The following is a 23,854-nucleotide window of genomic DNA, read 5'->3' as shown; positions in this document are numbered from 1 at the left end:
TGCGGCGGCTGCGCCCGCCCGGCCGCCGGTCGCGGCGGCATCCGTCGAAATGCGGGGTGAAACGGCCCGCTAATCCGCCGTTCGATCCGGGCGCGGATCGATAGACTCGGGCACAGACTTGGAGGCGTCCACCGCGCGGACGATCGCGCCGGGCGCAAGCCGCTTGCCGGCCCGCGGCTGGGGATGCCCTCGAATCCACCCTCAGCGCCTGGAGCCATGTGTATGCACGAGTCCTCAATCATCTCCAACTCGAACGACGATCAGCTCGCCGCGCGGCGCGAACTGTTCGACCTGATGCAGACCTATCCGGCGACGCAGGAGGAACTCGAACGCTCGCTCGGCCTGTTCGTGCGCGGCTCGCTGCTCGCGCGGATTCTCGCGACGTTCGAGGTCTACGAGCAGATCGTGCCGTTGCCCGGCTCGATCCTCGATCTCGGCACCTGGCGCGGGCAGACCGCCGTGCTGTGCGAGAACTTCCGCGCGATCCTCGAGCCGCTGAACTTCCAGCGCCGGATTCACGCGTTCGATACGTTCACCGGCTACGCGGGCTTCTCCGACACCGATTCGCGCGATCGCAAGCTGTTCTCCGACGGCACGTACTCGCTCGCCGGCGACTACGCGGACCTGCTGCGCAACCTGCTGTCGCTGCACGAACGCAACAACGCGATGGGCCACGTGAACGGCAAGCACTACGTGTGGGAAGGCGACTGCCGCGAAACGCTCGCCGCCTACGAGGAAGCGCATCCCGGCGAACCGGTCGCGCTCGCGTGGTTCGACCTGAACGTGCCGGGACCGACGCGCCACGCCTTCGAGACCGTGATGAAGCGGCTCGTGCCCGGCGGCGTGGTCGCGTTCTGGCAGCTCACGCGCGGCGGCCAGACGCCGGCCGAAGGGATCCACTACGTGCGCGAGCTGCTCGGCAAGCACCCGCACCGCATCCACAAGGCGAAATCGTATCCGTCGCTGTGCTATCTGACGTTCCCGGAAGGCGGCGGGGTGCGCCCATGAAGATCGCGATCCTCGGCAACGGCATCCTCGGGCTGATGACGGCCCGTGCCTGGCAGCGCGCCGAGCCGGGCATCGAGCTCGTCGTCGTCGGTCCCGCGCAGCGCCCAGGTTCCGCGACGCGCGCGGCCGCCGCGATGCTCAACTCGTTCACCGAACTGGAAGGCGATTCGCTCGGCACGCCGCTCGACCGCTTCAAGTTCGAGCTAAGCCGCGCGGCGACCGCCGCCTGGCCCGGCGTGTTCGCCGAGATCTGCACACCGGCGCACGCGGTCGCGCACGGCTTCGGCACCTACGTGCTCAACAACGCGGCCACCGACGCGCTCGACGACGAGAACTTCGCGGCGATGCGGCGCTTCTGCCGCGAATTCGAGGAGCCGTGCGAGGCCGTCGATCCCGCCGGCATCCCGAACTATCACCCGCATCCGCAGTTCCGCGCGCTGAACGCGGTGTATCTGAGGCGCGAAGGCTGGACGAACCCGAAACAGTTTCTCGATGCGCTCCAGGCCAGCGTGGCCGCGGCAGGCCCTGTCACCTTCGTTTCGGCCGAAGTCGAGCGCATCGACGTCGCGAGCGGGCGCGTGACCGGCGCCCGGCTGAGCGACGGCTCGACGGTCGAGGCCGACCGCTTCGTGCTCTGCAACGGCGCGAACCTGACGCGCGTGCTGCAGGCGAGCCTGCCGGAGCTGCCGGTGCAGCGGCTGTTCTACGGCATCGGCATGTCGATCGAACTGCAGAGCAGCGAGAACGTGCATACGCACTGCGTGCGCACGACCAACCGCGGCCTCGCGTGCGGCGTCTATTCGGCGCCGTACGGCCCGGACCGCACGCTCGTCGGCGCCAGCAACTACATCAGCCCGGTGCCGCACGAACACGGGCATGCCGGCAGCGCGTATACGCTGCTCAAATCGGCGATGGACCAGATCAATACGCGTTTCTCGCGCGCGAATCTCGTCAACGTCAACGTCGGCTGGCGCCCGACGACATCCGATCTCTATCCGCTGATCGGCGCGACCAGCGTGCGCGACCTGTGGATCCTCGGCGGCACCAAGCGCGACGGCTTTCATCTGTCGCCGGTGCTGTGCCGCGACCTCGTCGCGGCGATGCGCGGCGAGCCGATCGACCCGCGTTATGCGGACCTCGCGCCGGAGCGGCCGCTGATCCGCAACCTGTCGCGCGAAGCGGCGATCGCCAAGACGGTCCGCCACCAGATCAACGCGGCTTTCCAGCACGACTTCGTCCCGGCGCGCAACCGTATGGTCGAACAGCTCGAACGCGCGAGCCGCGCGGATCTCGAGGCACTGCACGACCGGCTCGGCGCGACGGACTGGGGCATTCCGCCCGAGCTCGTCGACATGTACCGGTACGGTCACATCCCCGCCTGATCGACATGAATCCGCAGCCGAAGCGCATCGCGATCGTCCAGTCGAACTACATCCCGTGGAAGGGGTACTTCGACCTGATCGCCGCGACCGATGAGTTCATCCTGTACGACGACGCGCAGTACACGCGGCGCGACTGGCGCAACCGCAACCAGATCAAGACGCCGCAAGGCGTGCAGTGGCTGACCGTGCCGGTCAAGGTGAAAGGCCGTTATCACCAGAGCATTCGCGAAACCGAGATCGACGGCACGCAATGGGCACAGCAGCACTGGACGCGGCTGCGGCAGAACTACGCGCGTGCGCCGCATTTCGCGCGCTACGCGGAGCAGCTCGAGGCGCTTTACCTGAACGGCCGGCACGACACGCTGAGCGCGCTGAACCTCGCGATGCTGGCCTGGATCAACCGGCAGCTGGGCATCGCCACGCGCATTTCTTCGTCGTCCGACTACACGCTGGAAGGCGACCGCACCGACAAGCTGCTGAACCTGTGCCTCCAGGCCGGCGCGACCGAATACCTGTCGGGCCCCGCCGCACGCGACTACCTCGACGAGAGCCGGTTCGCGGCCGAAGGCATCGCGGTGCGCTGGTTCGACTATCCGGCCTATCCGCCCTATGCGCAGCTGTGGGGCGAGTTCGTGCATGGCGTGACGGTGCTCGACGTGCTGTTTCATTGCGGCCCGGAGGCGCGCCGCCATGTCGTGACCGGCCGAACCTGAGGACCACGCGATGCACGATTCCCGACACTCGAGCCTGCTGGCGGACGTCGCCGCCTATTACGGCGCGCGCCTCGCCGAGCACGGACAGACCGCGCGCGGCGTGGACTGGAACGGCGAGGACGGCCAGCGGCTGCGATTCGCACAGCTGACGAAAATCGTCGCGCCCGATGCCGACGCCTTTTCGGTCAACGACATCGGCTGCGGTTATGGCGCGCTGGTGGATTTCCTCGACGAGCATGCGGCGGGACGCCGTCATGCCTACGCGGGCAACGACGTGTCGCCCGAGATGGTCGACGCGGCACGGCAGCGTTATCGCGACCGCGCCGACGTGTCGTTTCACGTCGGCGATACGCCGCTGGCGAGCGCCGACTACGGCATCGCGTCGGGGATCTTCAACGTCCATCGCGGCCACGACGACGCGACGTGGCTCGACTACATCCACACGACGCTCGACATGCTGCATGCGACGAGCCGACTCGGCTTCTCGTTCAACTGCCTGACGTCGTATTCCGATCCGCCGTTCATGCGCCCCGAACGGCTCTACTACGCCGATCCGTGCGCGCTGTTCGATCGCTGCAAGCGCCGCTACTCGCGGCACGTCGCGCTGCTGCACGACTACGGGCTGTACGAATTCACGCTGCTCGTCAGGAAGGACGGCTGAACGCGCCCCGCGCAAGCTGCCGCCCGTCGCCCCTCATATGCTCCCGCGGAGTCCCGTCATGTTCGCTCCTCCCAATCTCGACCGCATTCCGTTCGGCCGGCCGTTCATCGTCGGCAAGGAGCTCTACTACATCGCGAAAGCGGTGGAACAGGGCGGGCTCGCCGGCGACCAGGCCTTCACGAAGCTGTGTCACCAGTGGCTCGAAGCGCGCATCGGCTGTCATCGCGCGCTGCTCACGCATTCGTGCACGGCCGCGCTGGAGATGGCCGCGATCCTCACCGACGTCGGCCCGGGCGACGAGGTGATCATGCCGTCCTACACGTTCGTGTCGACCGCCAATGCATTCGCGTTGCGCGGCGCGACGCCCGTCTTCGTCGACATCCGGCCCGACACGCTGAACCTCGACGAGAAGCTCGTCGCGGCCGCGATCACCGAGCGCACGCGCGCGATCGTCCCGGTTCACTACGCGGGCGTGGCGTGCGACATGGACACGATCTCGCACCTCGCGGCCGATTACCGGCTGTGGGTCGTCGAGGACGCCGCGCAGGCGATCCAGTCGACCTGGAAGGGCAGGCCGCTCGGCAGCATCGGCCACCTCGCGTGCCTCAGCTTCCACGAGACCAAGAACGTGATCGCCGGCGAAGGCGGTGCGCTGCTCGTCAACGACGAACGCCTCGTCGAGCGTGCGGAAATCGTCCGCGAGAAGGGCACCAACCGCAGCCAGTTCTTCCGCGGCCACGTGGACAAGTACACGTGGGTCGACGTCGGTTCGTCGTACCTGCCGGGCGAGCTGATCGCCGCGTTCCTGTACGCGCAGTTCGAACACGCGGACGTGATCACCGCGCAGCGGCGCGCGACCGTGAAACGCTACGAAGACGCGCTGCGGCCGCTGCACGAAGCCGGTCACATCATGCTGCCCGCCACGCCGCTGAGCGAGCAGGGCAACGGCCACCTGTTCTATCTCCTCACGCGCAACCTCGCCGAACGCACGGCGCTGCTCGAACGGATCCGCGACGCGGGCGTATTCGCCGTGTTCCATTACGTGCCGCTGCACAGTTCGCCGGCGGGCCTGCGCTACGGCCGGTGCGGCTCCGGCATGCAGGTTACCGACGACGTCGCCGACCGGCTCGTGCGCCTGCCGCTGTACCACGCGATGAGCGAGGCGGAACAGGATCGCGTCATCGACGTGGTATCCGATTTCTACCGGGCCGGCACGTAACCGGCCGCCCGTCGCCCTTCATCGCGCCTTTCGCCATTCGTCCCATGAACGACTCGCCCCGCATCTTCGCGCCGCTCGACCATCCGTACTACCTCACCGCGCCCGGCTACAAGCAGACGTCGGGCGGCGTGCGCGCGATGCACTACCTGTGCCATGCGCTGAACCTGCTCGGCTGCGAGGCCTACCTCAAGACCACGGAAGTGCATCCCGCGCTGCGCACGCCGTTGCTGACGCAGGAGATCGCGCAGGCCCACTTCGAAGCGGGCCGCAGCCCGGTGGCCGTGTATCCCGAGATCGTCGAGGGCAATCCGTTCGGTTCACGCTGTGTCGCGCGCTATCTGCTCGCGGAACCCGGCCGCATCAACGGCAACCCGCTCGACCTGGCGCCGACCGATCTCGTGTTCGCGTTCGGGCCGACGATCGTGCCCGACGGATGGCAGGCCGACCTGCTGAGAATCCCGCTCGTCGATACGCGCATCTTCCACTGCGACGGCGTCGACGACGCGACCCGCAGCGGCACGGCCGTCTTCCTGAACCGCCACCTTCGCCGCGGCGGCAGCCTGCATCCGGCGACGGCCGAATCCATCGAGATCTCCGGCCGCGTGCCGGAGCGCTCCGCGCACGAGCTCGCCGAACTGTTGCGCCGGGTCGAATGCGTGTACCTGTACGAGTGGTCCACCATCGCCTTCGAAGCGCTGCTGTGCGGCTGCCCGGTCGTGTGCATCCTCAACGACGCGTCGATGCCGGACGCGGAGCGCTGGGTGATGGGCGGCAAGGGCATCGCATGGGGACTCGATCCGCGCGAAATCGCGCACGCGAAAGCGACCGTGCATGAAGCGCGCGACGTCTACCGGGAAGAAGAGGCAACGTTCTGGCGGCAATTGCGGCACTTCGTCGACAAGACCCAGGCCCATGCCAGCGCGCTCGATGCGCGGCCCGATTCGCGTGGCCCGGCAGGCGCGCGGGCGGCAGCGGCGCGCGCAGTGCGGCGCATGGCCGTCGTCTGCGCCGAACCGGCCACGCACCCGCACGTCGCGGCGCGGTTCGGCACCCCGTTCGGCCAGCTCGATCGCGAATGGGCGGTGGACTTTCCCGTCGGCAGCAACGGCATCGACCTCGACGCGCTCCAGCGGGCGGACATCGTCGTCCTGCACGGCGCGGTCGCAAGCCTGCTGTCGGGCCCCGCGCTCGAGCAGATGTTCGCGCTCGGCAAGCCGGTCGTCTGCGATCTCGACCGGCCGCTCGACGCGCTCTCGCTCGATGGCCCGGAAGTCGCCGGCAGCGCGCGCCGGCTGGCCGCGATGCACGACGCGATCCGGCGTGCCGATGCGCTGGTCGTGCCGTCGGACGCGATCGCGCGCACGTACCGTCACGTCAATGCGGCGGTACACGTGCTCCCCGGCGATGCCGACTGCATCCGCCACGGTACGCTGTACGCGTGGCTCGCCGAACAGGGCCGGCGGCCGGTTCGCGCACCGGCACCCGCGCCCGGCGGCGCGCACGTGCCGCGTGCCTGGCAGAAGAAGCGCCTCGTCGCCTATGCGCTCGATCCGGTCGACGGTGCGTCCGTGCAGCGCCGCGTCGCGCTGCCGTTCGCGCGGCTCGGCAACGACTGGGAATTCGTCTGGGGCATGGCCGACGGCACCGCGATCGCCACGGCGGACGCCGTGCTGCTCGATCGCCACGCGCCGGGCCGGCTGTCGCTCGACGGCCTGCGCGCGATCTTCAAATTCGACAAGCCGGTGATTTATGCAACCGACTGCCCGCCGCCGGCGGCGCCGGACGATCCGGCCTGGACGGGCATCGCGTATACGCTCGGCAACGCCTGCGCTGTCGTCGTCCCGACGCCGGATCTCGCGCACCGCTACCGGCCGTGGAACCCGCGCGTGTTCGTGCTGCCCGACGGCGTCGATCTCGACCTGTTCCTGCGGCCGGTGCCGGCCCATGCGGCGGATCGCGTGACCATCGGCGTCGCTGGCGACGCGCTGCGGCCGGCCAACTTCGCACGCGTGGACGCCGCGCTGCGCGCGGTCTGCGCGCGCCACGCCGGCCGCGTCGCCGTGCAGTTCTTCGGCACGCACGCGCCCGCCGGCTGGGCGGACCATCCGGCAGCCTCCTTCCTGCCCGCACCCGATGCGTATCGCGCGTATGCGCAGCAGTTACGCGTGCTGGACTGGGACATCGCGTTGATGCCGCTCGCCGATGCCGATGACAACGCGGCCAGCGCCATCCGGCGACAGGAATTCGCGGCCGCCGGCATCGCCGTGGTGGCGAGCGACCTGCCGGCGCTTCGCATCGGCCTGAACGACGGCGACGACGTACTGCTTGCCGGCGACGACCCGCACGCGTGGGACGACGCGATCGACCGCCTGGTCACGCAACCCGCACTGCGCCGGCGGCTGGCCCGCACCGCGCAGGCACGCGTGCGCAAGCGCGACGCGCTGCAGGCGCAACTGCCGCTGCATCGCGAACTTTACCGGTTGTGCGTCGAACGTCAGGGCACGGCCGTGCAGTTGCCGCCGCGCGAAGCGCCGATTCCGGGCGTGCTGATCCTCGACGCCGCCGGCGACGTCGAGCGTGTGCAGGCCGCGCTGCGGATCGTCGCGGCACGCGCCGAACAGGATCTGCTGAACGTGGTGCTGACGACGTCGCCCGACCCGCTGCCCGAGTGGACGGACCGGCTGCGTTACCTGCGGGCCACGCCGCACGAGTATGCGGCCACGGCCGACCAGCTCGCCGCGATGCCGGCGTTCGACTGGTTCACGATCATCGACGCCGCGGACACCGAAGCCGGAGACGATATTCAGGAGACGACCGCCGCGGATGCGGCGATCGATTGACGAAGGCGCCCGGTCCCCATCGTGCCTTCGTGACCGGGCGCGCTCAGTTGCTCGACGAGCATCCGCCGCAACTGCTCGAACTGCAGGAGCTGGAGTTGCACGAACTCGACGAACTGCAGCTCGACGACGAGTCGCTCGAACCGTAGGAGGAACCGGTCGATCCGCCCGCCCGCGCGGCGGCCGGCGCCAACGGCGGCGGCTCCATCAGCACCATCGAATGCGCGGCCATGCGGTGCCGGCCAGGGCGCCCGCGCCGAACAGCGCGGCGGTCCACAGCAATGCGTCCGGCCCGTCGTGATCGTCGCTGCGCACGGTCCGCCGCGCGGCGAGCGACGCCTGCCCGCCCACCGTCAGGCCAGGCCGCCCGAATCCGGTCAGCCGCCCCACGATGATGCGGTACGCAATCGCGAACGCCGCCATGCCGATGACGAGCAACAGGACCGGCCGCCCCCGGCTCAGCCCGACCGCCAGTTTCGCCGCGCCCGTGCCGAGCACCAGCAGCGCAATCGCGCGTGCGGCCATGCGCGCCGTCCGCAGGTCGCCCGGCGCCCAGAAGCAGCCACGCGCGCGCAACGATTTCGCGTGCTCGGCAGCGTGACGCGCCAGCAGCTGGCGGAATGCGCCGAAGCTGGCCTCCCCGTCAGGCTGCCCGGCCAGCCATTCGCATGCGTCCGCGTACGCACCCGCCCGAGTCGCGTCGATGAGCCGCACGCGCCCACCCAGCCGTCCGGCCATCGTCAGATCGATCGCGCCCGCATGGACGAGCGAAAGCGTCGCGACCTGCACGACCCGCGACGCGTCGCCGGCGAGGTACGCGGCCTCCTCGGCGGTCAGGTCCGATGGGAATGCGCGCCTGCGCCGGCATCGGTATTCGATCTGTTGCAGGAGCCCGATCAGCAGCAGCGCGGCGATGCAGACCGGAATGTAGAACGCGAGAAACCGCGGCCCCGTGTAATCCAGCACGTTGAAGTCCTGCGCCGATGCGCAGGTCGCGGCGACGCTTGCGGCGGCCGCCGGCCACGCGAGTTTCGGCAACCGGGTGCCCAACGTGCGGCGCGGCGCCGCGGCGGCCGGCTCGTCTGCCTGCGGCGCCGCCGCTTCGGCCGGCCGATCGACCGGGTGCGGCCAGATCGACTCCGGCGGCTCGTGACCGAACATCCGGCGATAGCTGTCGAGCGTGTCGCGATAGCGCCGCGCATACACGGCGCCCTCGTCCGGCGCGCCCGTACCGGGCATGTGATGCAGCCGCGCGCGCAGCACCCCGGCGCAGAAGACGTCCCAGTATTCGAGCGTGTACTGCAGGTGGAAATGCCATGCGGCATCGACCGCGACCGACGGTGTGACCGGATGCCCGGCCGCCTGCGCGAGAAACGCGAAGCGCTTGTATTCGTCGATCACGGCCAGCGCGTGGGCACGCGACCAGCCTTCGGCTTCGGCGAGGCGCCGGCTGTACGGCAGCGGCGCGCGTGGATCGTCGGGGGAATAGGCGTGCAGACGCGCGAGCAGCGCCTGTTGCGCATCGGTCAGCGCGCGCGCATCGACCGCGGTCGGGGTAGACGGAAGGGCTGCCATCGGGAGTCGGCGTGATGCGCGGACGGCCGCCGCGATCGACGCTTGAGTTGTCGTTGCAGGAGATTCTCGCACGGCGGTGAGGCGGCGCGGCACAGCCGCCCGGAGCCGTCAGGTAGCGACAGCGGCGGCGGCTGGGATCGAACCAGCAACTCCTGCCTTCGGAGTTTTACCTACGCCTGCCCGCCCCTTGCCCGGCAAGGCTCCGCGCGCCTCCCTCCAGGCAAAACCAAGGCTGCACAAGATCACTCAAGGCCAGCCCGGTTCACCCAGGCTGCAATTCCGCTGCAAGGCGCGCACGGCACCCGCCCGCGAACATCCCGCGCTAGTCCGTGAAGCGTAAAGCGCGATGCGCGCCGCGACACGCGCCGCGCTGCGTGTCCGGACGGATCACGCACGCATCTCGTTGAACCCCGCCCCGCGAAGCTCGACCATGACAACCATCTTCACTGCCTCACGGCTCGAGACCTCGCCATGGCAAGCAGCACGACATCGACTCCCCCGCGCAGCGCGCCGGCCGGCAGCGCCACCGACAGCCGGCCCCTTCAGCACCGGAGGGACCAGCCATGATCGCGCGCACCTTGCAGGGCGACACGGTCGACGCGCTGTGCTGGCGTCACTACGGTCGGACCGACGGCACCGTCGAGACCGTGCTGGAAGCGAACACCGGGCTCGCCAGCCTCGGCGTCGTCCTGCCCGCCGGCACGCCCGTCTACCTGCCGCCGCTCGACACCGTGACGAGCGCACGGCCGTTGCTGCAACTGTTTGACTGACCCTGGAATCGCCTTCATGGCCGAACCGAACCTCACCACCGCCGCCATGCTGTCCGCCGCGCTCGGCGTCGCCGGGCTCGCGCCCGGCATCGACGGCAACGCGCTGATCGGCGCGTTCACGGGCGCCGCGCTCGTGGTCGTCACATCGAAGGAGATCGGTGTCGCGCGGCGTGCCGCCTACCTGCTGATCTCGCTCGTGATGGGCTACCTCGCCGCACCCGAAATCGTCGGCGCCACGCCGATCCATTCGACGGGCGTCGCCGCGTTCTTCGCGGCCGCGCTCGTCATTACCGTCACGCTGCAACTGATCGAGCGGGTCAAGACGCTGGACCTGCTCTCGCTGTTCCGCAAAGGGGGATGACATGCCTCTCCCGCTCGCGCTGATCGCACTCTCCGCGCACGTCGCCGTGCTCGTACGCGTGCTCACCTATCGACGCAACGGCGCGCGGCACCGGCGCCACGCATCGTGGTTCGCATGGAGTCTCGTCGCCGTCGCCGGCGGCGCATCGATCGAACTGCTGCTGCATGCGGGCTCCGTCGGCTTCTTCGACGCGGCCACCTCGGTATTCCTCGCGACGTTCGTCTGCGGCACGCGCGGCAATGTCGCACGCCTCCTGAGGAGCGAATGAATCATGAAGACCCGCCGCCTCGGCGACCACGGCGACGACGTGGGCCTGCTGCAACGCAGACTGATTCGCGCCGGTTACGCGGTACAGGTCACGCACTGCTATGACGCGGCGACCGAAGCCGCCGTCATCGCGCTGCAACGCGGGACCGGCCTCGTCGACGACGGCATCGCCGGCCCGAAGACCCTTGCCGCATTGGCCACCGGCCAACGCGATCCGAAACATCTCGCGCTCGCCGACCTCGAACGCACCGCGCGCACGCTCGACGTGCCGCTTGCGTGCGTTCGGGCGGTCAACGAAGTCGAGTCGCGCGGCGCCGGCTTCCTGCCCGACGGCCGGCCCGTCATCCTGTTCGAGCGCCATGTGTTCTGGAAGCGGCTGCAGGCGCGCGGCATCGACCCGGCGCCGTTCGCTGCCCGTCAGCCAGACATCGTGTCGTGCACGCGCGGCGGCTATCGCGGCAGCGCCGCGGAATACACGCGCCTCGCCGCGGCCGAGGCGATCGATGCCGGCGCCGCGTGGGAATCCGCGAGCTGGGGCTCGTTCCAGGTGATGGGCTATCACTGGCTGCGCCTCGGCTACGCGTCCATCGACGAATTCGTCGCATGCATGGAAACCGGCGAAGCACAGCACCTCGACGCGTTCGTCCGTTACATCGCGGCCGACGACGCGCTGCGCCGCGCGCTCGGTGCACGCCAGTGGGCCGCTTTCGCCCGCGCGTACAACGGGCCCGACTACGCGACGAACCTCTACGACGTGAAGCTTGCGCGCGCCTACGACCGCTATGCGCCGATACGCCCCTCGGCCGGTGCGGCATCGGGTTCGGCCAACGCCACGACCGGCACATGAACGGACTCGTCGCGAAATTCGCCGCCTGCGCCGTCGCGCTGTCCGCATGCGTCGCGGCAGCGCTGTACCTGCATGCGCTGCGTGCCGACCTGGCCATCGCGCAGCAGCAGCGAGCCGATGCGCAACAGGCGCTTGCCGCGCGCGACGACGTCATTGCGCGCATGCGGCAGGACGCCGCCACGCACGCCCAACAGCAGGCACGGCTCGATCGCGCGCATACCGCGATCGCGTCGAAGCTCGACGCCATTCGACTTGAAAACCGGAGATTGACCGATGAAAACGCCACGCTTCGCGCTTGGGCTGACACTCCTCTGCCTGACGACGTTGTCCGCCTGCAAGCCAGTCCCGCTCTCACCGGCGCCGACGATTATGTCGAACACGTGCCAGACGGTGAAACCGTGCACGCTGCCGATGCTCGCGCCCCGCACCAACGGTGACCTCGACGGCGCGCTCACCCTCGTCAAGGCGGCCTGGGCGACATGCGCGGCCACCGTCGACATGATCGCGGCATGCCAGGCCGGCACGCCCACCCCCGACCATGGAGCCCATCCGCATGATTAAGCCGGACAGCCTGCGGCAGGCGCTCGCCGCCGCCATCCCGTCGCTCGCCGCCGAACCGGGCGCGCTGTCCGTACTCGTCGAGCAGGGGTCGATCGCGACGACCGGCACGCTGACGCCCTCGTTCGAATACCGGTACACGGCCCACGTGCTCGCGACGAATTTTTCCGGCGACACCGATCCCGTGTTCGTCGCACTGGTCGAATGGGTGCGTGCGAACCAGCCGGATCTCGTGACGAACCCGGCCGCGCGCGCGAGCGGCATCACCTTCGAGGTCGGCATCCGCGACCAGGCTGCCGTCGACCTGTCGATCCGGCTGGCGCTGACGGAAAGCGTCGCCGTGACGACCGGGCCTGACGGCCGGCACGAGATCACGCATGTCGACGACACCAAGGTCGATCCGGCCGATACCCTGACGTGGGTCGCGCTGCCGCAGATCCGCTGAGCCCGGCGGGCACCGGTCCGCCCTCCCGCACACCGCGTCGTTCGCCTCTCCCACGGCTGCGCGCCGCAGCCGGCCACCTCGTCTCGCCGCTAGGCGAAACCGCACCGCCCGATCGCACGCGGATCAGCTCGTCATCCCTTCCTGTCGAACCGGCCTTCGCCGGCGACGGCACGCCCATGCGCGGCCCGCGACAAGCACCCATGCGACATCCCTGCGGAGCGCGGGTCCCGCCATTCACGCGGCATCCGTTCAGACCACCTCGCCACACGCTCCATCGCATACCCAGCTCATCGCCCTGCTTCCCGACGTCGATCGGCACACACATTCAAACCTCGTGACGACGTCACGAAGGCGCACGACTCCATCCTCGCGCCGACCGGTGCAGCAATTGTCGATGCGCGTCTTCGTGCCGGCACCCGGTACGCGCTGTCGTCGTCGCGACGACACAGGCCATCACTCGCGCCGCGACCAGCCGACCGTCACCATGACTGCATGGACGCAAATGAAATTCAACGACAGGCACGCAACGCGGTGCGCAAGGGAACGATCCTCGCGGTCGACCATGCGGCGGCGTTGTGCCGTGTCTCGGTCGGCGACGCCGATGCCGACGGCAGCGGACTGCAAACCAACTGGATTCCGTGGGTCGCGGGCACCGCCGGCGGGACCCGCGAATGGCTGCCGCCGACGCCCGGCGAACAGGTCGTGCTGCTCTGCCCGATGGGTGACCCGGCGCAAGGCGTCGCGCTGCGCGGCGTCTATTCGAATGCCGCGCCTGCGCCGGCTTCGAGCCCGGATACCCATGCGCGCGTCTATCCCGACGGCGCAAGCATCACGTACGACCACGCGGCGCATGCGCTCACGGCCGAGCTGCCGGCCGGCGCGACCCTTCGTGTCGTCGCACCGGGATCGGTCGTCGTACAGACCCGGGACGCGACCGTGCAGGCCGAGCGCATCACGTTCGACGCGCAGCAGACGACCTGCACCGGCGCGATGACGGTCAAGGGGCCGTTCGCGTTCGAATCCGGTATGACCGGCACGGGCGGCGCCGGCGGCGGCGCCACGATGCAGATCGACGGCGCGGCCACCTTCACGCGCGAAGTGAAATCCCAGGGCATCAGCCTCCCGCATCACACGCATCGCGAACAAGGCGATGGACAACTCGTGAGCGCACCGCAATGAAAGGCATGAACGCGAACACTGGCCGCTCGATCTCGGGCCTGGACCATTTCTACCAGTCGATCGGCAGAATCGTCACGACGCCGCTCGCGTCGTGCGTGAAGCGCCGTACGTTCGGCTCCGAATTGCCGGACCTGATCGACGCGCCTGGCAACGGCACCGTGCGCACGCGGCTCTATGCGGCCGTCGCGACGGCGCTCATGCGCTGGGAACCGCGCCTGACGCTCACCCGCGTCGTGCTCGCCGCGGACGACGCGAACGCGGCTGCCGGCTCGCTCTATCTCGACATCGAAGGCTGGACCAACGAAAGCGGCACCGCCGTATCGACTCGCGTGCCGGTCACGCACGGAGGCACGGCATGAGCGTGACGCCGATCGACCTCTCGCAACTGCCGTCGCCCGACGTCGTCGACACGATCGACTACGAGACGCTGCTTGCCGTGCGCAAGGCACGGCTCGTGTCGCTCTACCCGGCTGCCGAGCAGGCCGAGATCGCCGCGACGCTGGCGCTCGAATCGGAGCCACTCGTGAAGCTGCTGCAGGAAAACACCTACCGCGAAATCGTGCTGCGGCAGCGCGTGAACGACGCTGCGCGCGCCGTGATGCTCGCCTATGCGGTCGGCGCGGACCTCGACAACCTCGCGGCGCTGTTCGGCATCCGGCGCCTGACGATCTCGCCCGCCGATCCGGAACACGGCGTCGCGCCGGTCATGGAAAGCGATACCGACCTGCGCGCCCGTACGCAGCTCGCACCGCAAAGCTTCTCCGTCGCGGGCCCCGAAGGCGCGTACGTCTCGCACGCACGCAATGCGGACGGCCGCGTGCTCGACGCGTCGGCGATCAGCCCGGCACCGTGCGAAGTGCTCGTCACGGTGCTGGCGCGCGACGGCGACGGCACCGCCGACAAGGCGCTGATCGACGCCGTGGCCGCTGCGCTGCAGGCCGACGACGTGCGGCCGCTCACCGACCAGGTCACCGTGCGCGGCGCGGACATCCTGCGCTACCAGGTGCGCGCGCGGCTGGTGTTCTTCGCCGGCCCGGATCGCGCGGTGGCGCTCGCCGAAGCCAACCGCGCGATGAAGAAGTACACCGAATCGATGCACCGCCTCGGGATGGAAGTCACGCTCGACGGGATCTACGCGGCCGCCCGCGCGGCCGGCGTGCAGAAGGTGATCCTCGAAAGCCCGCTCGCCGGCCTGCCGGCGACGAAACAGCAGGCGCCCTATTGCACCGGGATCGAGCTGATCGACGGCGGGGTGTACAGCAATGATTGACATCCTGCCGCCGAATGCGTCGCGGCTCGAACGCCGGCTTGCCGCGACGAATGCCCGCATCGACGACGTGCCGACGCCGCTCGCGACGCTGATGAATCCGGACACGATCCGCTCCGACCTGCTGCCGTGGCTCGCCTGGCACCTCGGCGTCGACGCATGGAAGGACTACTGGCCCGAGTACGTGAAGCGCGCCCGCGCCGGCCAGGCGATTCCGATCGCCCGTCGCAAGGGCACCGCCGCGTCGGTGCGCGAGGTCGTCGCGGCCTTCGGCGGAAACATCGTCCTGCGCGAATGGTTCGAGCAGCGCCCGCCGGGCCGGCCCGGCACGTTCGACCTCGTGATGACGGTCAGCGGCCAGGAAGGCCAGCCGCCGACCGCCGAATACGTGGCCGACATCCTCGCGGAAATCGATCGCACCAAACCCGTGCGGGCGCATTACACGTTCACGCAGGGCTTCGAGATGCGGGGCCGACAACTGATCGGCGCCGCCGCGCGCGTGGCGGCCTATCGCCGCCTGAACCTCACCGACTACTGATCGCACATGGCAACCCAGATCATCATCACCGACGCCGGCCGTGCCGCACTCGTCGCCGCCGGCAACGGCGGCACGAACGCCCACCAGGTCGTGGAAATCGGCCTGGCGAACGCGCCGTTCGTCGCCGACAAGGGGCTCACGAAACTGCCGAACGAGCTGAAACGGATTAAGTCCTTCGGCGGCGCCAACGTCGCGCCGGACACGATCCACACGACGCTGAAGGACGACTCGGCGGACCAGTATTCCCTCTACGGATTCGGCCTCTACCTCGAGAACGGCGTGCTCCTGGCCGCATACGGCCAGACGACGCCGATCATGGAGAAGTCGCCGGCCGCGTTGCTGCTGCTGTCGACCGACATGCAGTTCGCGACGATCGACGCGACGAAGCTCGTGTTCGGCGACGCATCGTTCCTGAATCCGCCGGCGACGACGGAGCGGCAGGGCGTGGTCGAGCTGGCGACGCAGGGAGAAGTGAACACCGGCACCGACGATACGCGCGTGCTGACGCCGAAGACCGCCGCGTCGCGATACGCGGCGCTGACCGGCGCGAAGTTCACCGGCCCGGTCATTACCGAGTTCGATGCGGGTGCTGACGCCGCGCATGTCTCGATCCGGCCGCCGACGGGCAAGAACGGCCGCGAGAGCCGCATGCGCCTGTACGGCACGTTCAGCGGCGCCAACGCCGATAGCGGATCGCGCCTGGTCGCCACGATGCGCTCGGGTTTCGACAACGGCGCCTGGGGGCGCGAGTACGTCGATCTGTGGCTCAATCGAGCCGTCAACGACGCCGAGACCGACGCGAACCAGGCGCGCGCCCTGCGCATCGGCTACGGCGGCCGCGTGCTGGTTGGCGACGTCAAGAGCGACGACGGGAATTCGCGACTGCGTGTCGGCGGCGACACCGTTGCGGAAGGTACGAGCTATGCGAAGGCTGCCTCGATCGACGGTGGCGCCGGCAATTTCTCGACGCTGTTCTTCACTGACGGCGGCAAGATCCGCTGGTCGATGTTCAAGCGGGACGGCGCGGCAACCGGAGGCAACGGCGGCAACGATTTCGGCGTGAATGCGTTCGCGGACGACGGTGTCACGCAGTTCCCCGCGTTTCGTGTCAGCCGCGGCACGCAGGCGTTCTCGGTGGCGAAGCGCCTGCTCGTCGGTGATGTCGGTGATGACGGTCGCAATGCGGTTCAGGCAGGGGGGAGCGCCACGTTCAAGGGTGGCGTGACCTCGCGTGAACTGGACACCGGTGGCGCGAATTTCCGAACGGTCTACGGCGACTACGGTGCGTTCTGGCGCAACGACGGCGTGAACGTCTATCTGCTGTCGACGAAGAAAGGTGATCCGGAGGGCACGTTCAACGACTACCGGCCGTTCACGCTGAACCTCGCGACCGGTCGCGTCACTATCGACGATCAGGGAGCCGGCACATCGATCGGCGGCAACACCAGCATTCGTGGTGAGTTGGCTCTCGGCAATGGCCCATACGAAGGACGCCTGCGCATCGGCCCCATCGATGGCTACCTCTTTGGCAACGACAAGGCGGTTGGCTGGTGGGGCGCAAACAACGGCTCGTTCGCGTATCACACCGATGACCACACCTTCCGCATCGATGGCAAGCCGGCATGGCACACCGGAAACCTGACGCCGCTCGATCGCACGAAGGGCGGCACGATGACAGGTGATCTCTGGTTCGATCCGGGCAAGCGGATTTACCTGTCGGAAGGCAGCGCGCAAGCACCGTCCCTCACGTTCATCAACGACGGCGCACCGGACACCGGCCTGTACCACATCAACGATGGGTCGTTCGGCGTCACGTGCAACTCGGTCGCGCAGGCATCGTTCACGCCCGGAGGCACTGTCTTCAAAACGCCCGTGCAGGGCCCTACACCCGCGGCAGGCGACCGGTCAACGGCGCTCGCTACTACCGAATGGGTGCTGGCCGCTCTATCGACGAACTCCATCGGCCAGATCGTCTTCGAACCTCGTACGTCGGTACGCACGGGGTTCCTCAAGGCCAACGGCGCGCTCGTCAATCGCGCCGACTATCCCGCATTGTGGGCGTACGCACAGGCCAGCGGCGCACTGGTGACGGAGGATGAATGGCAGAAAGCCCTGTGGGGCAGCTTCTCGCACGGTAACGGCACGACGACATTCCGCCTCCCCGAACTGCGCGGCGAGCACATCCGCTGCTGGGACGACGCGCGCGGCATCGATACCAATCGAATACTCGGCTCGTGGCAGGACAGCGCGAACCGATGGCACGGCCACGGCGCAAGCGCGGGCGAAGTCGGCGATCACGCGCACTCGGCCTGGACCGACGGGCAGGGACAGCACGGCCACGGCGTCAATGATCCTGGCCACGCGCACGGTGTCCGGATGGGGCGCGTCGGCGTCGTCGCCACCTCCTACGGCCAAGGCTGGGGCCCGTACAACTGGGACCGGCAGGACATGCACGGCACCGAGGGTGCCGGCACCGGCATCTGGCTCAGCGAAGCCGGCAACCACGGCCACAACGTCGGCATCGGCGGCGCCGGTCGCCACAGCCACGCCATCACCGTCAACGGTGACGGCAGCAACGAAGCACGGCCGCGCAACATCGCGCTGCTCGCCATGATCCGCGCCTACTAACTCTGGATAACGAAACATGCTGATCCACCACTACAGCCAATCCAACGGCGAATACCTGAGCAGCGGCCAGCCCGACGCCGACCCGCGCAACCCCGACCGCTGGCTCGTGCCGTCATGGGCAACGTTCGACCAACCGCCGGCGCGCACGCCGACGACCTGGCCGTTCTACCGCGACGGCGCGTGGGCCCTGTTGCCGGACTTCCGCGGCCGCCTTTGCTATCGCACCGATACCGGCGAAGCCGTCGAAATCGCGACCGCCGGCAAGACGCCCGACGAACTCGGCCTGACGACCGAGCCGCAACCGTCACCGCGCCACGCATGGATCAACGGCGCGTGGGCCGTCCCGGCGGCGCTGCTCGAACAGGAAAAGCGCGACGCCGCGATGACCGAGTTCGAGCGCCGGCTGGAAGCCGCGCGCAAGGCCAATGCCGGCAAGGCCGATGCCTATGCGGCGGGGCTGCTCGATGACGAAGGCGTCTACTACTTCAAGGCCTGGTCGGCCTACCAGATGGCGCTCGTGTCGGTCATCCAGGCGGACACGTTCCCCGATGCGGTGACGTGGCCGGCAACGCCGGCGCCGTATGTACCGCCGCCGCCCCCGCCTCCGGCCGAGCCGAGCGCACCCGCAGCTCCGGTCGCGGACCCCGCGGCCTGATCCGCACGGGATTCCTCCCGTTCTCTTTCATCTGCACACACAGGAGCCACACACCATGCCGCAGGATTACCACCACGGCGTACGCGTCATCGAAATCAACGAGGGCTCGCGCCCGATCCGCACCGTGTCGACGGCCGTCGTCGGCATCGTCTGCACGGCGTCCGACGCCGACGCCACCGCCTTCCCGCTCGACACGCCGGTCCTGCTGACCAACGTCGTCGCCGCACTCGGCAAGGCCGGCACCAAAGGCACGCTGCGCCGCACGCTCGATGCGATCGGCCGGCAGACCAAGCCCGTCACGATCGTCGTGCGCGTCGCCGAAGGCAAGGACGCCGCCGAGACGGCAACCAACGTGATCGGCAGCGTCACCGCCGACGGCAAGTACACCGGCATGAAGGCGCTGCTCGGCGCGCAGGCGCGCTTCGGCGTGAAGCCGCGCATCCTCGCGACGCCGGGCCTCGACACGCAACCCGTCGCCGCCGCGCTCGCGTCGGTCGCGCAATCGCTGCGCGCGTTCGCCTACGTCTCGGCCAACGGCTGCAAGACGAAGGAAGAAGCCGTCACGTACCGCAAGCAGTTCAGCCAGCGCGAGCTGATGGTGGTCTGGCCGGACTTCCTCGCGTGGGACGACACGACCAACACGACCGTCGTCGTGCCGGCCACCGCGTATGCGGCCGGCCTGCGCGCGAAGATCGACAACGACACGGGCTGGCACAAGACGCTGTCGAACGTCGGCGTGAACGGCGTCACCGGCATCAGCGCCGACGTGTCGTGGGACCTGCAGGATCCGGCGACGGACGCGGGGTTCCTGAACGAACAGGACGTGACGACGCTCGTGAACCGCAACGGCTTCCGCTTCTGGGGTTCGCGCACGTGCTCGGACGATCCGCTGTTCGCGTTCGAGAACTACACGCGCACCGCGCAGGTCATCGCCGATTCGATCGCGGAAGCGCAGATGGCCATCATCGACGGCCCGCTCAACCCGTCGCTGCCGCGCGACATCATCGAAACGATCAACGCCAAGTTCCGCGAATGGATCTCGCAGGGCTACCTGATCGGCGGCTCGGCCTGGTACGACCCGGAGCCGAACACGACCGACGTGCTGAAGTCCGGCAAGGCGTATCTCGACTACGAATACACGCCGGTTCCGCCGCTCGAAAACCTGATGCTGCGCCAGCGCATCACCGACCGTTATCTCGCCGATTTCGCCGCGCGCGTGAGCGCGTAACGACCGGCCTCACCAGGAGTCACACACGATGGGTATGCCTCGCAAACTCAAGGGATTCAACCTGTTCCAGAACGGCGAGAACTTCGTCGGCCAGGTTGTCGAAGTCACGCTGCCGAAGCTCACGCGCAAGATGGAGGACTACCAGGGCGGCGGCATGAGCGGTCCGATCAAGGTCGACTTCGGGCAGGAAGGGATCCAGCTCGAATGGACCTGCGGCGGCTTCATGCGCTCCGTGCTCGGCCAGTACGCGATCACGAAGCACGACGGCGTGCTGCTGCGCTTCGCCGGCGGCTATCAATCCGAGGATTCGACCAGCGTCGACGCGATCGAGATCGTGATCCGCGGCCGCCACAGCGAAATCGACCCGGGCACCGCGAAGTCGAAGGAAGACACCGCGTTCAAGGTCACGACGGTCGCCAGCTACTACAAGCTGTCCGTGAACGGCCAGGACGTGATCGAGATCGACTTCGTCAACATGATCGAGAAGGTCAACGGCAACGACCTGTTCGCCGCGCTGCGCAACGCGATCGGCCTGTAATCCGCCACCCGGCCGGTTACGCCGGCCGGGCCTGCCTCCGCCTTTCCTCCCGACAGATCAACGACAGGACCACCATGAATCCGATCCAATCCGAACCGGCCGCGAACGACCTGCACGCCGACGCGCCCGCCGTGGCCGCCATCGCAACGCCCGAACAGGACGATCCGGCCACCCACACGCTCGACACGCCGATCGTGCGCGGCAACCAGACGATCACGTCGATCACGCTGCGCAAACCGAAATCGGGCGAGCTGCGCGGCGTATCGCTGTCCGACCTCGTCAGCCTCGATGTCGTCGCGCTGTCGAAGGTGCTGCCGCGCATCAGCTCGCCGATGCTGACGGAAGCCGACGTCGCCGGCATCGACCCGGCCGACCTCGTGCAACTGGGGGGCATCTTCGCCGGTTTTTTGATGCCGAAGGCCGTGAAATCCCGACTGGCCTCCCAGACCGCATAGAAGACCCGATGGCGGACATCGCGACGGTGTTCGGCTGGACACCGCCCGTGATGGACGCTTTCAGCCTGGCCGAGCTGATGGACTGGCGCGAGCGCGCGCGAGTGCGCGCCGGCGCCCAATGAGCGAAACGATCGACGATGGACAACACCACGAAACTGCGCGTCATGGTCGACATGGTCGACAACATGACGAAGCCCCTGCAAATGATGCTGACCGGCAACAAGGGGCTGGCCGACTCGCTGCGAGCCACCCGCCGCGAGCTGGACGACATGGCGAAGACGCAGAAGCGCATCGGCGAGTTTCGCGACTTGCGCGGCGGTGTGACGAAAACCGCGACCGACCTCAAGACAGCGAAGCTGCGTGCCGGCGAGCTGCGCGTGGCGCTGCGCGCGTCCGGTCCGCCGTCGCGCCAGATGGTCGACGACCTCGCCAAGCTGGAACGCACGGCCACGGATTTGACGGCCGCGCAAGGCAGGCAGGTCGCGCGCATCCGCGAACTGCGCACGCAGCTCGTCGGCGCGGGCATCGACACGCGCCACCTCGACCAGCATGAATTCGCGCTGGCCACGAACAGCGCGCGACGCAAGGCGAAGATGACCGCCGACGTGCTCGCGTTCGACGACACGCGCCGCCAGCGCGCCGACGCCAGGCGCGCGAAGATCGACGCACTGAGCGGCGTGGGCAAGCAATGGGCGGAGCGCGGCAAGACGATCACGGGCGCCGGCAAGAGCATGTTCGGCATGCTGTCCGAACCGCTCGACGTCGCGAAGCAGGCCGAGAGCGAAACGCTGCGCCTGCGTGCGCAGGGCGCATCGGCCGACGCCGTGAAATTCGCACGCGCGCAGCAGATCGGCGGCCAGTCGCTCGTCGACAACCTGGCCCTGATGCGCGAATCACTGTCGGCACTGGGCGGCGACGAGCAACGCGCGCGCGTCGTGATGCCGATGCTCGCGAACATGAGATCGGCGAACGAGGCGCTGTTCGGCAAGGACGATGCCAAGGCGAACGTCGACAAGTTCATGGGCATGCTGAAGGTCATCGACCTGCGCGGCGGCACGAAGAACGAAGCCGCGTTCGGCGCCGAAGCGAACATCGTGCAGAAGATGCAGACGGCAACCGGCGGCAAGGTCAGCGGCGATGAATGGAACAACTTCACCGAATCGGGGGGCGGCGCAGCCAGGAAGTTGCGCACGGACGCGTTCTATTACCAGATGCAGCCACTCGTCGAGAAGCTCGGCGGCAAGGCGGCCGGCGAAGGCCTCGCCGCGCTGTCCGGCAGCCTCTTCGACGGCAAGATGACCGCGCCCGCCGCACGGCAGTGGACGGCGCTCGGCCTGGTCGATCCGAAGCAGGTCATGCATGCGAAGAACGGCGCGATCCGCGGGCTCAAGCCGGGTGCGCTGGCGGGCAGCGACATGCTGCAGGCGTCGCCGCTCGAATGGCTCGAAAAGGTGCTGCTGCCGAAGCTCGCCGCGAAAGGCATCACCCAGCCCGACAAGGTGAAAGCCGCGCTGGCGAAGCTGGTCCCCGACAAGGCCGCAGTAACCCTGCTCACGACGATGTACGAACAACGCGAGCAGATCCACGACACCGAAAGACAGAGCACCGCCGCCGACGGCATCACCGGAATGCGGGCGAAGGCTGCGGATTCGACCGGGGGCCGCGAGCTCGCCGTGCTCGCGCAATTGCGCGACCTGAAGCTCGAAATCGGCGAGAAAATCACGCCGGTCTACAACGCGGCGCTGGACGTCACGGCCACGATGCTCGAGAAGATCGTCCGGTTCGTGCGCGAACACGGCACGGCCACCCGGATTCTCGTCACGACCTTCGCGGCGCTGGGCGGCATACTCACCGTCGTCGGCACGCTGGCAAGCGTTTTCGGCAACATCCTTGGATCGGTCAATGTGCTGCGCTTCGCGACGTCGATGGCCGGCGCGTTCAGGCTCGTCGGGCAGGCATTGATGATGCTCGGCCGGCTCGCAATGGCGCATCCGCTGCTGCTCGTCATCGGGTTGATCGCCGCGGCCGCTGTCTACGTCTGGCAGAACTGGGACACGCTCGGCCCGAAATTCATCGCGCTGTGGGAAACCGTCAAGGGCGCATTCGGCGCGGCCGGCGACTGGATCGCCGCTAAATGGGACGCCACCGTCGAGTGGGTGAAAGCCGCACTCGGCGGCATCGGCGACTGGTTCGGCGATCTCGGCCCGCGTTTCCAGGAAATCGGCGCCGGCATGGTGTCCGGCCTGGTCGGCGGCATCACGAATCGCCTCGGCGCGCTGAAGGAGACGATCGGCGGCCTGGGCAGCTCGGCGGTCGGCTGGCTCAAGGAAAAACTCGGCATGCAGGCATCCCCCCCATCCGACGGCACCGCGGCAGGCGGCACCACCGGCACCCCGGCCCGCATGACGCGAACCGCCGCCGCGCTCACGACCGCCGCCGCCCTGGTCGGGCCGCCCGCGTTTGCCGCAAGCCCCGCGCTCGCCGCCGCCGCGCCGCTCGAACGCTACAACCTGTCGCTCGACTACCGCCCGCCGCTCACGGCGCCGGCCGCCGTGGCGAGCACCGCGCCGCCGGCCGGCCCCGTCACCATCAACATCGCGCCGCCGCCGGGCGTCGATGCGGCCGAGATCGCCCGCATGGTGCGCGCCGAACTCGAACGCACCGAACGCGCGAAGGCGTCGCGCACCGCGTCGCGCCTGTCCGATTGATTGTCCGCTGGAGGA

25 protein-coding genes and 1 pseudogene are annotated in these 23,854 nt (G+C 68.7%); 24 read left to right on the top strand and 2 right to left on the bottom strand.

Features of this window, described 5'->3' with window-relative positions:
* Positions 1-222: 222 nt before the first annotated feature.
* Genes AC0KUR_RS30045 through AC0KUR_RS30020 form a run of 6 tightly spaced genes read left to right on the top strand, consistent with a single transcriptional unit; the run spans position 223 to position 7,823 of the window.
* The gene (locus AC0KUR_RS30045; RefSeq protein ID WP_473376785.1) at positions 223-1,008 is read left to right on the top strand and encodes a class I SAM-dependent methyltransferase; all 786 of its coding nucleotides are present in this window, start codon (positions 223-225) and stop codon (positions 1,006-1,008) included.
* Positions 1,005-2,390, top strand: coding sequence for an NAD(P)/FAD-dependent oxidoreductase (locus tag AC0KUR_RS30040; protein ID WP_124670634.1), 1,386 nt, complete (start codon positions 1,005-1,007; stop codon positions 2,388-2,390). Before AC0KUR_RS30045 ends, AC0KUR_RS30040 begins: the two co-directional genes overlap by 4 nt.
* Before the next feature lie 5 nt (positions 2,391-2,395).
* Positions 2,396-3,103, top strand: coding sequence for a WbqC family protein (locus AC0KUR_RS30035; RefSeq protein WP_049032510.1), 708 nt, complete (start codon positions 2,396-2,398; stop codon positions 3,101-3,103).
* A 10-nt stretch (positions 3,104-3,113) separates the two neighbouring features.
* Entirely contained in the window at positions 3,114-3,764 is a 651-nt protein-coding gene (locus AC0KUR_RS30030; protein WP_049032513.1) for a class I SAM-dependent methyltransferase, read from the top strand.
* Between the two features lie 58 nt (positions 3,765-3,822).
* The gene (rffA, locus tag AC0KUR_RS30025) at positions 3,823-4,983 is read left to right on the top strand and encodes a dTDP-4-amino-4,6-dideoxygalactose transaminase (protein ID WP_473376784.1); all 1,161 of its coding nucleotides are present in this window, start codon (positions 3,823-3,825) and stop codon (positions 4,981-4,983) included.
* A 44-nt stretch (positions 4,984-5,027) separates the two neighbouring features.
* Positions 5,028-7,823 (top strand): glycosyltransferase family protein, encoded by a 2,796-nt coding sequence (locus AC0KUR_RS30020; protein WP_473376783.1) that lies wholly within the window; start codon positions 5,028-5,030, stop codon positions 7,821-7,823.
* A 43-nt stretch (positions 7,824-7,866) separates the two neighbouring features.
* Here the strand turns inward: AC0KUR_RS30020 and AC0KUR_RS30015 are convergent.
* Positions 7,867-9,395, bottom strand: a pseudogene (locus AC0KUR_RS30015) (TIGR04222 domain-containing membrane protein).
* A gap of 563 nt (positions 9,396-9,958) precedes the next feature.
* Here AC0KUR_RS30015 and AC0KUR_RS30010 point away from each other — a divergent pair.
* From AC0KUR_RS30010 to AC0KUR_RS29960, 11 genes are all read left to right on the top strand, one after another.
* Positions 9,959-10,165, top strand: coding sequence for a tail protein X (locus AC0KUR_RS30010; protein ID WP_034188108.1), 207 nt, complete (start codon positions 9,959-9,961; stop codon positions 10,163-10,165).
* Between the two features lie 16 nt (positions 10,166-10,181).
* Complete coding sequence (locus tag AC0KUR_RS30005; RefSeq protein WP_034188109.1) at positions 10,182-10,526, top strand: putative holin; 345 nt, start codon at positions 10,182-10,184, stop codon at positions 10,524-10,526.
* 1 nt (position 10,527) lies between these two features.
* Positions 10,528-10,794 carry a phage holin family protein gene (locus tag AC0KUR_RS30000; protein ID WP_034188110.1) on the top strand — a complete coding sequence of 89 codons (267 nt, stop codon included), beginning with the start codon at positions 10,528-10,530 and terminating at the stop codon, positions 10,792-10,794.
* A gap of 3 nt (positions 10,795-10,797) precedes the next feature.
* On the top strand, positions 10,798-11,640 hold the full coding sequence (locus AC0KUR_RS29995; RefSeq protein ID WP_034188111.1) for an N-acetylmuramidase domain-containing protein: 843 nt from the start codon (positions 10,798-10,800) through the stop codon (positions 11,638-11,640).
* Entirely contained in the window at positions 11,637-12,077 is a 441-nt protein-coding gene (lysB, locus tag AC0KUR_RS29990) for an Rz-like lysis system protein LysB (protein ID WP_301742619.1), read from the top strand. Before AC0KUR_RS29995 ends, lysB begins: the two co-directional genes overlap by 4 nt.
* Positions 11,965-12,201 (top strand): Rz1-like lysis system protein LysC, encoded by a 237-nt coding sequence (gene lysC / locus AC0KUR_RS29985; protein ID WP_226194209.1) that lies wholly within the window; start codon positions 11,965-11,967, stop codon positions 12,199-12,201. Before lysB ends, lysC begins: the two co-directional genes overlap by 113 nt.
* A complete protein-coding gene (locus AC0KUR_RS29980; RefSeq protein WP_034188242.1) occupies positions 12,194-12,643 on the top strand; it encodes a phage tail protein in 450 nt (149 codons plus the stop codon). The genes lysC and AC0KUR_RS29980 overlap by 8 nt, the downstream gene beginning before the upstream one ends.
* A gap of 492 nt (positions 12,644-13,135) precedes the next feature.
* Entirely contained in the window at positions 13,136-13,822 is a 687-nt protein-coding gene (locus AC0KUR_RS29975; protein WP_034188114.1) for a phage baseplate assembly protein V, read from the top strand.
* Entirely contained in the window at positions 13,819-14,181 is a 363-nt protein-coding gene (locus AC0KUR_RS29970; RefSeq protein WP_034188115.1) for a GPW/gp25 family protein, read from the top strand. The genes AC0KUR_RS29975 and AC0KUR_RS29970 overlap by 4 nt, the downstream gene beginning before the upstream one ends.
* On the top strand, positions 14,178-15,092 hold the full coding sequence (locus AC0KUR_RS29965) for a baseplate J/gp47 family protein (RefSeq protein ID WP_034188116.1): 915 nt from the start codon (positions 14,178-14,180) through the stop codon (positions 15,090-15,092). Before AC0KUR_RS29970 ends, AC0KUR_RS29965 begins: the two co-directional genes overlap by 4 nt.
* Positions 15,085-15,627 (top strand): phage tail protein I, encoded by a 543-nt coding sequence (locus AC0KUR_RS29960; RefSeq protein WP_034188117.1) that lies wholly within the window; start codon positions 15,085-15,087, stop codon positions 15,625-15,627. The genes AC0KUR_RS29965 and AC0KUR_RS29960 overlap by 8 nt, the downstream gene beginning before the upstream one ends.
* Here the strand turns inward: AC0KUR_RS29960 and AC0KUR_RS29955 are convergent.
* Complete coding sequence (locus AC0KUR_RS29955) at positions 15,621-15,839, bottom strand: hypothetical protein (RefSeq protein WP_473376782.1); 219 nt, start codon at positions 15,837-15,839, stop codon at positions 15,621-15,623. The two genes, AC0KUR_RS29960 and AC0KUR_RS29955, sit on opposite strands and share 7 nt — an antisense overlap.
* Before the next feature lie 103 nt (positions 15,840-15,942).
* Between AC0KUR_RS29955 and AC0KUR_RS29950 the strand changes: the two genes are divergently transcribed.
* The 7 genes from AC0KUR_RS29950 (at position 15,943) to AC0KUR_RS29920 (ending at position 23,839) form a co-directional block, all read left to right on the top strand.
* Positions 15,943-18,255, top strand: a complete 2,313-nt coding sequence (locus AC0KUR_RS29950; protein ID WP_473376781.1) for a phage tail protein — start codon at positions 15,943-15,945, stop codon at positions 18,253-18,255.
* A gap of 16 nt (positions 18,256-18,271) precedes the next feature.
* Complete coding sequence (locus AC0KUR_RS29945) at positions 18,272-18,910, top strand: tail fiber assembly protein (protein WP_034188119.1); 639 nt, start codon at positions 18,272-18,274, stop codon at positions 18,908-18,910.
* A 55-nt stretch (positions 18,911-18,965) separates the two neighbouring features.
* The gene (locus tag AC0KUR_RS29940; RefSeq protein ID WP_301742625.1) at positions 18,966-20,138 is read left to right on the top strand and encodes a phage tail sheath protein; all 1,173 of its coding nucleotides are present in this window, start codon (positions 18,966-18,968) and stop codon (positions 20,136-20,138) included.
* Positions 20,139-20,166: 28 nt separating this feature from the next.
* The gene (locus AC0KUR_RS29935) at positions 20,167-20,676 is read left to right on the top strand and encodes a phage major tail tube protein (RefSeq protein ID WP_034188121.1); all 510 of its coding nucleotides are present in this window, start codon (positions 20,167-20,169) and stop codon (positions 20,674-20,676) included.
* Between the two features lie 74 nt (positions 20,677-20,750).
* Entirely contained in the window at positions 20,751-21,131 is a 381-nt protein-coding gene (locus tag AC0KUR_RS29930) for a phage tail assembly protein (RefSeq protein WP_473376780.1), read from the top strand.
* An 8-nt stretch (positions 21,132-21,139) separates the two neighbouring features.
* Positions 21,140-21,253, top strand: a complete 114-nt coding sequence (locus AC0KUR_RS29925) for a GpE family phage tail protein (protein ID WP_006484104.1) — start codon at positions 21,140-21,142, stop codon at positions 21,251-21,253.
* A 15-nt stretch (positions 21,254-21,268) separates the two neighbouring features.
* Positions 21,269-23,839: a phage tail tape measure protein gene (locus AC0KUR_RS29920; protein WP_473376779.1), complete on the top strand. Its 2,571-nt coding sequence runs from the start codon at positions 21,269-21,271 to the stop codon at positions 23,837-23,839.
* The last annotated feature ends 15 nt before the right edge of the window (positions 23,840-23,854 follow it).

Source organism: Burkholderia sp. YHN3-13, assembly GCF_055810675.1.
Note: the sequence above shows the minus strand (reverse complement) of the source record. Positions and strands in the feature narration are given on the sequence as shown.

Coding starts and splice junctions, on each gene's coding strand:
- AC0KUR_RS30045 (WP_473376785.1), top strand. CDS start 223: ATGCACGAGTCCTCAATCATCTCCAACTCGAACGACGATCAGCTCGCC.
- AC0KUR_RS30040 (WP_124670634.1), top strand. CDS start 1,005: ATGAAGATCGCGATCCTCGGCAACGGCATCCTCGGGCTGATGACGGCC.
- AC0KUR_RS30035 (WP_049032510.1), top strand. CDS start 2,396: ATGAATCCGCAGCCGAAGCGCATCGCGATCGTCCAGTCGAACTACATC.
- AC0KUR_RS30030 (WP_049032513.1), top strand. CDS start 3,114: ATGCACGATTCCCGACACTCGAGCCTGCTGGCGGACGTCGCCGCCTAT.
- rffA (WP_473376784.1), top strand. CDS start 3,823: ATGTTCGCTCCTCCCAATCTCGACCGCATTCCGTTCGGCCGGCCGTTC.
- AC0KUR_RS30020 (WP_473376783.1), top strand. CDS start 5,028: ATGAACGACTCGCCCCGCATCTTCGCGCCGCTCGACCATCCGTACTAC.
- AC0KUR_RS30010 (WP_034188108.1), top strand. CDS start 9,959: ATGATCGCGCGCACCTTGCAGGGCGACACGGTCGACGCGCTGTGCTGG.
- AC0KUR_RS30005 (WP_034188109.1), top strand. CDS start 10,182: ATGGCCGAACCGAACCTCACCACCGCCGCCATGCTGTCCGCCGCGCTC.
- AC0KUR_RS30000 (WP_034188110.1), top strand. CDS start 10,528: ATGCCTCTCCCGCTCGCGCTGATCGCACTCTCCGCGCACGTCGCCGTG.
- AC0KUR_RS29995 (WP_034188111.1), top strand. CDS start 10,798: ATGAAGACCCGCCGCCTCGGCGACCACGGCGACGACGTGGGCCTGCTG.
- lysB (WP_301742619.1), top strand. CDS start 11,637: ATGAACGGACTCGTCGCGAAATTCGCCGCCTGCGCCGTCGCGCTGTCC.
- AC0KUR_RS29980 (WP_034188242.1), top strand. CDS start 12,194: ATGATTAAGCCGGACAGCCTGCGGCAGGCGCTCGCCGCCGCCATCCCG.
- AC0KUR_RS29975 (WP_034188114.1), top strand. CDS start 13,136: ATGGACGCAAATGAAATTCAACGACAGGCACGCAACGCGGTGCGCAAG.
- AC0KUR_RS29970 (WP_034188115.1), top strand. CDS start 13,819: ATGAAAGGCATGAACGCGAACACTGGCCGCTCGATCTCGGGCCTGGAC.
- AC0KUR_RS29965 (WP_034188116.1), top strand. CDS start 14,178: ATGAGCGTGACGCCGATCGACCTCTCGCAACTGCCGTCGCCCGACGTC.
- AC0KUR_RS29960 (WP_034188117.1), top strand. CDS start 15,085: ATGATTGACATCCTGCCGCCGAATGCGTCGCGGCTCGAACGCCGGCTT.
- AC0KUR_RS29950 (WP_473376781.1), top strand. CDS start 15,943: ATGGAGAAGTCGCCGGCCGCGTTGCTGCTGCTGTCGACCGACATGCAG.
- AC0KUR_RS29945 (WP_034188119.1), top strand. CDS start 18,272: ATGCTGATCCACCACTACAGCCAATCCAACGGCGAATACCTGAGCAGC.
- AC0KUR_RS29940 (WP_301742625.1), top strand. CDS start 18,966: ATGCCGCAGGATTACCACCACGGCGTACGCGTCATCGAAATCAACGAG.
- AC0KUR_RS29935 (WP_034188121.1), top strand. CDS start 20,167: ATGGGTATGCCTCGCAAACTCAAGGGATTCAACCTGTTCCAGAACGGC.
- AC0KUR_RS29930 (WP_473376780.1), top strand. CDS start 20,751: ATGAATCCGATCCAATCCGAACCGGCCGCGAACGACCTGCACGCCGAC.
- AC0KUR_RS29925 (WP_006484104.1), top strand. CDS start 21,140: ATGGCGGACATCGCGACGGTGTTCGGCTGGACACCGCCCGTGATGGAC.
- AC0KUR_RS29920 (WP_473376779.1), top strand. CDS start 21,269: ATGGACAACACCACGAAACTGCGCGTCATGGTCGACATGGTCGACAAC.